At 71.9% G+C, this 8,182-nt stretch carries 4 protein-coding genes; 2 read left to right on the forward strand and 2 right to left on the reverse strand.

Translation table 11 applies throughout. The features are described from left to right. Positions 1 to 37: 37 nt before the first annotated feature. A complete protein-coding gene (locus ABZ896_RS10750; RefSeq protein WP_360925223.1) occupies positions 38 to 4,402 on the reverse strand; it encodes an FtsK/SpoIIIE domain-containing protein in 4,365 nt (1,454 codons plus the stop codon). Between the two features lie 105 nt (positions 4,403 to 4,507). After that, the gene (locus tag ABZ896_RS10755) at positions 4,508 to 4,801 is read right to left on the reverse strand and encodes a WXG100 family type VII secretion target (protein WP_360925226.1); all 294 of its coding nucleotides are present in this window, start codon (positions 4,799 to 4,801) and stop codon (positions 4,508 to 4,510) included. A 202-nt stretch (positions 4,802 to 5,003) separates the two neighbouring features. On the opposite strand from ABZ896_RS10755, the gene ABZ896_RS10760 reads away from it, so the two are divergent. Together ABZ896_RS10760 and ABZ896_RS10765 are read left to right on the forward strand one after the other, a co-directional pair. After that, positions 5,004 to 6,431 (forward strand): hypothetical protein, encoded by a 1,428-nt coding sequence (locus ABZ896_RS10760; protein ID WP_360925229.1) that lies wholly within the window; start codon positions 5,004 to 5,006, stop codon positions 6,429 to 6,431. 53 nt (positions 6,432 to 6,484) lie between these two features. Continuing rightward, positions 6,485 to 8,140 (forward strand): long-chain fatty acid--CoA ligase, encoded by a 1,656-nt coding sequence (locus ABZ896_RS10765; protein ID WP_360925232.1) that lies wholly within the window; start codon positions 6,485 to 6,487, stop codon positions 8,138 to 8,140. Positions 8,141 to 8,182 lie beyond the last annotated feature (42 nt).

Here is an 8,182-nt window from a genome sequence, read left to right on the forward strand (position 1 = left end):
CCCCACCGGCGGGGCCGCCTCTCCCTATATCCAGACCTCAGACCTCCGGCTCGGCATACGGCACCTGCACCCCCCGCAGCGTCCCATCCCCCAAGTGCAGCAACCCACGCCCCGGTTGCGGCGCCGCGCCGACCAGTCCCCGGGTCAGCCTGACCCCGATGACCTCGCCGTCGCCCAGTCCCTGGGGGGAGAGGAGCATTCCGCAGCGGTTGCGTTTCATCTGGCCCATCCAGCCGGCCAGGCTCAGCGACAGCGACTCGGCGTTGCCCGCGGCGAGCACGCCCCAGCCTGCGCCGGCGCCGCCGCGCGCGAGCAGGGCGAGATCGGAGTCGATCTCGGAGCCCATGAAGAGTTCCGCGTCGTCGATCACGATGACTCCGTTCTCCTCGGGTATCTGACCGAGCGCGCGCCGGAACTCGTCCACGGACACCTCGGCGTCCGTGATCACGTCCGCCACCCCCGGCCGGCCCTTCAGCGACCGCAGCGGCGAGCGACGGGGCGCGAGCACGAGCAGACCAGTCCCCGCGGCCAGCAGGGAGAGCGAGGCGGTGCACAGGGCGGTGCTGCGACCGGTGCGCGGAGGGCCGCCGATGACGAACGAGGGCACGTCGGACAGGTCGGGTCCGAGCGAGGTCAGGGTGTCGCCACCGACGGCCACCAGCGGCCTCATCGGCCCACCGGGCGCGTGCAGGGCCATGGCGTCGGCGTAGGAGATCCGGTCGGGGACGAGGTCCAGGCGGAGCGGGCGCCGGTGTCCGGGGATCGACCGCTCCCGCAGAGTGAGTTCGTGGCCCAGGTCGGTGAGGGCCTGCGCCTGCCCGGTCCCGGACAGGTCCTCGCCCAGGACGGCGATCTGTACGGCGCTGAGGTCCTGTACGCGGATGCCGCGCCCGGGAGCGGGCTGTGACGGGGCGGACTTGGAGGGGATGCCTACGCTGGAGTAGTCCTGCCGGTCGTTGAGGCGCAGTACGACCTTGTCCTCGGTGGTGCCTGAGAAGCGGCTGCCGCCCAGGGCCCGGTCCCCGGCGAGTACGACGTGGATGCCGGCGCCCGCTCCGTCGCGCAGCAGTCGTAGCAGCCGCTCCATGTAGCTGCCGTTGTCGTAGGTGCCGAACTCCCGCTCGAAGACCTCGAACCGGTCGATCATCAGCACGATGTGGGCGAGTCGTTCGCCCGGCGCCTGGGTGCCGCGCAGCTCGGTGAGGTCGGCGGTGCCGCGAGTGCCGAGGATGCTCTGCCGGGCGGTGAGTTCGGAGCCCAGGCGGTCCAGGAGCCGGCCGAGGCGTTCGGTCTGGCCCCGGTCGACGACCACACCGCAGTGCGGGAGCGCGGTCAGGGCGTTGAGCGCGCCGTTCCCGCAGTCGATGCCGTACAGGTGCACGTCGTCGGCTCCGTGGGCCTGTGCGAGAGCCGCGGCCAGGGTGCGCAGGGTCTGCGAGCGGCCGCTGCGGGGCGAGCCCACGATGTGCAGGTGGCCCGCCCGGTCGACGTCGAACGTGAGCGCGGTGCGCGCCTGCTGGGCCGGGAGGTCCACGAGGCCGTACTCGACCGGGGGCAGTGCAGCCGGTCGGTCGGTGCCGGATGCGGGCGCGGGCGGTGGTGTCCAGGTCAGGGTCTCGGGCAGCGGCGGCAGCCAGGGGCTTGGCTGGCGTGGCGTTCCCTGGAGTTCGGCCGCGCGGGCGATGACCCCGGCCAGGACGGCGAGGTCGGTGACGGCCTCGCTGCGGTTCGCCCCGGAGCCTCGTACGGTCGTCGCGGGCAGCGGGCCGCCGAGGTTGAGCCAGGTGACCGGCTCCGCGCTCACCGTGATCGGGGCGTCGTCCGCGGCCGTTCCGCCGGGGCGCCGGCCGCCGACCCGTCCCGCCTGGAACGGCAGCAGGGCCGAGGGGCCCAGGCGGGCGTAGGCGCGCCCGGGGGTGGCCGGTGAGATGTCGCCGGAGTCGGGGGCGTCGATGATGTCCCGGCTCTCGGAGGTGTCCGTGGTGCGCAGCGCGATCCGCAGGTTGGTGTTGGCCCGGATGTCCGGGGTGACGGCACCGCCCGGGCGCTGGGTCGCCAGGACCAGGTGGATGCCGAGGGACCGGCCCCGCTGGGCGATGTTGACCAACCCGGTGATGAAGTCGGGGAGTTCGCGGACCATCGAGGCGAACTCGTCGATGACCAGGACCAGTCGGGGCAGCGGCGGCAGTACGTTGCCACCGCGGGCGCGCTTGTCGAGGTAGTCCACGACGTCCTTGGCGCCGGCCGCCGCCAACTGCGTTTCCCGACGCCGGAGTTCGGCGCCGAGCGAGATGAGCGCGCGCTCCACTTCCTGGGTGTCGAGGTCGGTGACGAGACCGACGGTGTGCGGCAGTTCGGCACACTCCGCGAACGCGCTGCCGCCCTTGTAGTCGACGAGGACGAACGTCATCTCGTCCGGTCGGTTGACCACCGCGAGGGTGGCGACGAGAGTCTGCAGCAGCTCCGACTTGCCGCTGCCGGTGGTACCCGCGATGAGCGCGTGCGGGCCGTCCTGGACCAGGTCGACGGCGAAGTCCCCGTCGTAGCCGGTGCCGAGCACGGCTCGGGTGCTGCGGCCCCCGAGCGACCAGCCGGCCACCACCGCGTCCGGGGTCGGCGGTTCGATGCCCAGCACGTCCAGCAGCCGTACGGAGCCGGGCAGCGCGTTCTCCTCGTTGTCGCCGACGCCGCGCAGCGGGGCCAGCGCACGCGCGAAATGCTCGTACCAGTAGGGATTCGGCGAGTCGGCCCGCACGCCGTCGAGTTCGCCGCCGCCGTCGGTCCGCAGCCGGAGCGACTGCGTGCCGGGGGTGAGGACGACGACGGCGCCGCACTCCTCCGGCAGCAGCTGTTCCTCGCGGTCGATGCAGAGCGTGTACACGCCGACGGACGGGCCGTCCCGCAGCAGTGCGATCACGCCGGGCAGCGACCGGGCACGGCGGGCCTGTTCCAGTACGACCAGGATGTCCGGGTGGCCGGTCACCCCGCCGCGGGTGAGTTCCGGGCCGGCCGCGATGCGGGAGGCCACCAGCTGACCCAGTTCGCCTACGCGGCGCGCCAGGGACTCCGCGGTGCTCCCGACGAGGGCGTACGCGTCCTCGCCCTGTGCCCGGGCGTGCGGCAGCCAGCGGGTCCAGGACCATTCCTGCTCGCCGTCCGGGCCGGCGAGTACGACGACCCGCAGGTCGCTCGGGCTGTGCAGGGCGGCGGCCTGGGCCGTCACCCAGCTTGCCAGCCGGGTCGCGCCCGGCCCCGCGAAGCCCGCGGCCCCGGAGCGGCGCAGCGACACGGAGACCGGCACCTGGTTCAGCCGGGGCACGGTGGTGCGCCGGTGCTCGTCCTGGGTGGGGTCCTCCACGGTCAGGGACGACGGCAGATCGGTGGTACCGACCCGGACGGACAGGAAGTCGGGGTCCTTCCAGCGGCGTTCCCACAGCCGTTCGGAGGGCTGGGCCGCCATCTGGAGGAGTGCCGCCGGATCGGGCAGCGAGAGGCGGAGGTTGAGCTGTTCGTCGAGGACCGCGCCGTTGATGTCGGCCTTCACCCGGCGCAGTGTCTCCTCGTGCTCCTTCTTCTGCTCCAGGTACTTGACCATCGCCTGCTTGCGTCCGCCGAACTGGGTGGCCAGCGCGGCGATCGGGGAGAGCAGGGCGATGAAGACGAGTGACCACCGGTGGGTGACCAGGATGGCTATCGCGACGCTGCCCGCCGGGAGCAGCAGGATCGGCAGCAGCGGGATCGGCCGCTTGTCGGGCTTCGTCGGCGGTGCGGGCAGCCGGAACTTCGCGCCCGCCGCCGGTGGCAGAAAGCGCGGCGGCCTGTTGAACTCGAGCCCCATGCCGTCGGGCGCCACGGTCAGCGGCGCCCGCCGCGTGGGCTGGGCCGTCAGCTCCAACAGGTGCGCGCCGACCTGCAGTTGGCTGCCCGCCTGCCACGCCGAGGAGTCCGGCACGGGCTTGCCGTCCAGCAACACGCCCTCGCGGGCGGACAGTTCCGCGCTCCCGTCGACCCGGACCCGGACCCGCGCCGCCCTGGACGGCGCGTCACCGAGGAGACGGATCGGGCAGCCCGGGGCGCCGCCGATGTCGTAGTCGCCCGGCACCAGGCGGAACACGGTGCCGGCGCCCGGTCCCGACACCACCCGGACCTCGGTACGTCCCTCGGGAGCCGGCCCGCTGGGCACGGGAGCACCCAGACCGAGGTCCATGCCGTCGCGGATTCCCGCTTCCTGGATGGTGACGGAGGGGTCGGCGGGGGCCGAGCCGACATAGAGCACCGGGCCGGCGCCCACCGTCCCCTCCGCAGGATTCGCCGACGCGGCTCCGACCGATCGCGCCAGCTCCTTGGCGAACCGGCCTACCGGCGCGGAAGGTTCGGTCTCGACCGCGACGGTGGTCGACACCCTGTCGCCCTGCGGTTCTCGAACACTGACGGTCAATCGCACTGCTCGTCGTCTTCTCTCTGTGGAGGGTTCTCTGTGGAGGGTGATGGGTCGCCGGAGCGGCGGTCAGTTCAGGTTGCTTCCGAGCTGACTGTCCGTCTGGTCGAAGGCGTCGCCGACCGACCTGACGTAATTCCCGATGCCCTGGAGCGACTCGTTCATCTTCTGGAAGCTGCTGGCGAACTCGTCGAAGAACGGCGAGAACTTCTGCTGAGCCGCCGGGGTGCTGTACCCGTTGGCCAGCAGGTTCTGGATCTTGTTCTTGACCTCGTTGAGCTTGTCCTGAAGCTGCGAGAAGTCACTCAGGAGGGCCTGGGACGTGCTGGAGGTTTCGTCAGAGTTGACATTGAAGTTGGGCATGACACTGCTCCTTCGGTGTGCGTGATTCCGCCCCCGTGCCACGGTCCGTGATCTACCGGGCGGCGTCGCCGGATACACGAGACCGGCCCACCGGAAGGTTCATGCGGCGAAGACAGGGGCGCGCGCCCGGCCGTCGAACGTTCCGACGGGCCGTCCCCGTGTAGTCGTTACACGTCAACGCCGGAAAACCGAGGTGGACACAATGAGCGACAGTCCCGGAGCCAAGGCCGGGAGCGGTGCACGACCGGCCACGGCGCGCCGCCCGTTGCAGGCCCTCATCGGGCTGCTGATCGTCTGTCTCGCCGGGCTCGGTGTCGCCGCTGCCGCGGCGGCGGCCGACGGTGACCTGGTCAAGGTCTTCGTGGTGCGGGATCCGGCGCAGACGGGCGGTACGCCGGTCACCCTCCCAGAGATCGCGAAGGCCACTCTCGGCGACGAGAGCCGGGCAGGTGACATCTTCGCCCTCAACCGCGGCCTCGTGCAGAAGGACGGTTCCAGCCTGGACAGTCCCGACGAATCCCTCCACTCCGGCTGGATCCTGCGGCTGCCCGAGGACGCTTCGGGACCCGATGTGCAGCTCGCGCGGGACACCTCGGGAGGAGCGGCCACGGGTTCCGGGGATCAGCCCCGGGGAACGACCGCGCCGACGGACAGCGGTTCGTCCACGGGACAGACCACCGTGTTCGCCATCCCGCTGGCCTCCGCCGTCGCGGTGGCCGCCGCGTTCGTGCTCGCCCTGGTGACGGTGGCCATCGTGAGCCGTCGCGGGATCAGGTCCTGGGCCGCCGCCGTCGGCCGCGCGGTGCGCCGACTGGGCGATCCCGCCCGGCGCCGACGCCGTCTCGCCGTACGACGCTCCACCGGCCTTCGCTTCGCGACCGACACCGACTCCGTGCGACGGGCGTACGAGACCCTCGGCGACCTCGCGGCCACCCCTCGGCGACCCGCCCTCCCCGTCCACGCGCTGCGGGTGGACGACACCGGCGTGACGGCGTGGCTCGACGCACCGGACGCTCCCGACGACTCATGGACTCACGTCGAGGGCCCGCGCTGGCAGCGCGCCGCGTCCGCCGGCGGCCGGCCGGCTCGGCCCGGTGCCGCGGCACCGTCCGACTCCGGTGAGGCGCTCCTGGTCAGGGTGGGTACCGACCAGGACGACTGCCCGGTCTTCGTCGACCTCAGCCGGCTCGACGGTGTGCTCAGCGTGACCGGGAACGCCGCGGTGGCCCGTGACGTGGTGCAGAACCTGCTGGCCGAGGTCTCCCGCAACCGGCCTGGGACTCCCGTCTCCGTACTCGGCGGGGCGGACGGCTCGCCGCCGCCCGTCGTGCCGTCGGGACTGAGCCCACTCACCCGTGTCGAACCGCCCGCGGCCAAGGCGGACACCGTCGCGACGGGCACGGTGAGTTCCCCCGCGCACCGGCACCCGGTCGTCGGCCTGGTCGTGGTGGCCGGAACCCCGGGGCCACGCGAGACGGCGGAACTGGAGGCCCTCTGTGGGCAGGGGGGCGCGGGGTGGACGGGGCTGGTCTACGGGGACGCCACCGGCGCCCACTGGCAGTGGCACGTGGACGACGAGGGATGGGTGACGGTCCCGGTTCTGCCCCTCCGGCTGACCGTGCCGGCCTGACGCGGGCGCTGTATCAAGCCACCCTTGCCCGACAACTCCATGGAGAGACGACGATGTTCAGCACCATGCAGGACGTGCCACTGACTGTGACGCGCATCCTGAACCACGGAATGCGCCTGCACGGCAGCTCTCACCTCACCACGTGGAGGGGCGGGGGCGAGCCGCAGCGCCGCTCGTTCGCCGAAGTCGGCTGCCGGGCCTTTCAGTTGGCGAACGCCCTGCGCGACGAGCTGGGTGTGCAGGGCGCCGACCGGGTCGCGACGCTGATGTGGAACAACGCCGAGCACGTCGAGGCGTACTTCGCGATCCCCGCGATGGGCGCGGTCCTGCACACCCTCAACCTCCGGCTGCCCGCAGAGCAGTTGGCGTGGATCGTCAACCACGCCGCCGACCGGGTGATCATCGTCGACGGCTCGCTGATCCCGCTGCTCGCCCCGCTGCTCCCGCACCTCAAGACGGTCGAGCACGTCGTTGTTTCCGGACCGGGCGACCGCTCCCCGCTCGAAGGCGCCCACGCGCGCGTGCACGACTACGAGGAGCTGATCGCGGACTGCCCGACGACCTTCGACTGGCCGGAGATCGACGAACGCCAGGCCGCCGCGATGTGCTACACCTCCGGCACCACCGGCGACCCCAAGGGCGTGGTCTACAGCCACCGTTCGATCTACCTGCACTCCATGCAGGTCAACATGACCCAGTCGATGGGCCTGACCGACCAGGACACGACGCTGATCGTCGTTCCCCAGTTCCATGTGAACGCCTGGGGACTACCGCATGCCTTGTTTATGACCGGCGTGAACATGCTGATGCCGGACCGCTTCCTCCAGCCCGCGCCACTCGCCGAGATGATCGAGGCCGAGCGTCCGACGCACGCGGCGGCTGTCCCGACCATCTGGCAGGGCCTGCTCGCCGAACTGACCGCGAAGCCCCGCGACGTCTCGTCCCTCACCCAGGTCACCATCGGCGGCTCGGCCTGCCCGCCCGCCCTCATGGAGGCGTTCGACAAGCTGGGCATGCGGGTCTGCCACGCCTGGGGCATGACGGAGACGTCCCCGCTGGGTACCGTCTCCCGTCCGCCGGCCGAAGTGGTGGGCACGGAGCGGGAGTTCGCGTACCGGCTGACCCAGGGCCGCTTCCCGGCGTCCGTCGAGGCCCGACTCACCGGTCCCGGCGGGGAGCGCCTGCCCTGGGACGGCGAGTCGGCGGGCGAGCTGGAGGTGCGCGGCCCCTGGATCGCGGGCGCCTACTACAACGGCCCGGACCGCGAACCCCTGCGCCCCGCCGACAAGTTCAGCGAGGACGGCTGGCTCAAGACCGGTGACGTCGGCACCATCTCCGCCGACGGCTTCCTCACCCTCACCGACCGCGCGAAGGACGTCATCAAGTCCGGCGGCGAGTGGATCTCCTCCGTCGAGCTGGAGAACGCGCTGATGTCCCACCCGGACGTCGCCGAGGCAGCGGTCGTCGCCGTCCCCGACGACAAGTGGGGCGAACGCCCGCTGGCCACGGTCGTGTTGAAGGACGGCTCCACCGCCGACTTCGAGACCCTGCGGACCTTCCTGGCCGCCGAGGGCAAGATCGCCAAGTGGCAGCTCCCGGAGCGCTGGACGGTCATCGAGTCGGTCCCGAAGACGAGCGTCGGCAAGTTCGACAAGAAGGTCCTGCGCAGGCGCTACGCCGACGGAGACCTGGACGTCACCAGGCTCTGACAGAGGCCCGGGGGGCGATCCGATCCGGGGCGGTGTCCGTAC

The organism is Streptomyces sp. NPDC047072 (assembly GCF_040643855.1).
In the GTDB taxonomy this organism is placed as follows: domain Bacteria; phylum Actinomycetota; class Actinomycetes; order Streptomycetales; family Streptomycetaceae; genus Streptomyces.

What these genes read in the sequence shown, in the direction of transcription:
- ABZ896_RS10760 (WP_360925229.1), top strand. Translation starts at nt 5,004, where the DNA reads ATGAGCGACAGTCCCGGAGCCAAGGCCGGGAGCGGTGCACGACCGGCC.
- ABZ896_RS10765 (WP_360925232.1), top strand. Translation starts at nt 6,485, where the DNA reads ATGTTCAGCACCATGCAGGACGTGCCACTGACTGTGACGCGCATCCTG.
- ABZ896_RS10755 (WP_360925226.1), bottom strand. Translation starts at nt 4,801, where the DNA reads ATGCCCAACTTCAATGTCAACTCTGACGAAACCTCCAGCACGTCCCAG.